2 protein-coding genes are annotated in these 1029 nt (G+C 63.2%); both read left to right on the top strand.

Annotation, left to right across the window (positions count from 1 at the left end; genetic code table 11):
* The coding region (locus JJE47_08155; GenBank protein ID MBK5267395.1) for a histone deacetylase family protein at positions 1 to 186 on the top strand (186 nt) is incomplete at its 5' end.
* 11 nt (positions 187 to 197) lie between these two features.
* Entirely contained in the window at positions 198 to 983 is a 786-nt protein-coding gene (locus tag JJE47_08150) for a sulfite exporter TauE/SafE family protein (protein ID MBK5267394.1), read from the top strand.
* Positions 984 to 1029 lie beyond the last annotated feature (46 nt).

Here is a 1029-nt window from a genome sequence, read left to right as displayed (position 1 = left end):
GGTGTAGATGCGTGGAAAGACGACCCCGAAAGCCCGCTTCAGGTGACCATCGACGGGTATCTGCGAGCGGGGTCGGTGCTCGGGGCTCTCAACCTGCCGACCGTGGTCGTTCAAGAAGGGGGCTATGACCTCGCCAATCTGGGTGCTCTGGTGGTTGGTTTTCTCGATGGGCTCGAACGCGGCTAAATAGTGGGGCTGTGATTCAACCATCAGTCGAGAAAACCAAAAGTCCGTCGACCGGCCGTCTAATCGCTCTCGGTGTAACCACGGGTTTGCTGGCCGGGCTTCTCGGGGTCGGTGGTGGGATCATCATGGTCCCTGTTCTGGTCGCATTCGGGATGACCCGGCACCGGGCAACGGGAACGTCGCTGGCGGCGGTCCTTGTCATCGCCGCCGCCGGTGCGATTGCGTTCGGAGCCGCGGGTGACGTTGATCTTCCAACCGCAGTCGCGCTGGGAGTGGGAGGCCTGGCCGGGTCCACGATTGGAGCCCATTGGATGAACCGGCTCTCGGGTGTCACCCTTGCCAGAGTTTTCGGGGTGGTCTTGTTGGTGGCCGGCGTTCGCATGGCGATAGGAGGCAGCGTCACCGAAGGCGAATTGGGGCTGAGTCCGGTGGCGTCGATCGCGCTTGAGCTGCTGATCGGAGCTCTCACCGGGATTCTCGCCGGGTTGGCCGGAGTGGGCGGTGGCATCGTTCTGATCCCGGCCATGGTGCTGCTGCTCGGCATCGACCAGCACACCGCTGAGGGGACCTCATTGATCGCGATCCTCTTCACCGCGGCTGCCGGATCACGTGTGAACATCGCCAATGGTCACGTCGACTGGCGAGCCGTGGGAATCCTCGGCATCGCCGGAGCGTTGGTCGCCCCCGCTTCGGCTGCCCTGGCGCAAACCATTCCGTCCGACACTCTCGGCCGGATCTTTGGCGTCTTCGTAGTGATCAACGCCGTCCGAACCCTTTGGAGGAGCCGAGAAGGCTGACTCAGGCCTTCTTCAACTCGAGGGCTGCCGAGTTCATGCAGTAGCG

Source organism: Acidimicrobiia bacterium (assembly GCA_016650365.1).
GTDB lineage: Bacteria > Actinomycetota > Acidimicrobiia > Spongiisociales > JAENVV01 > JAENVV01.
The sequence above is the reverse complement of the archived record's forward strand: the minus strand, read 5'-3'. Positions and strand labels throughout refer to the sequence as shown.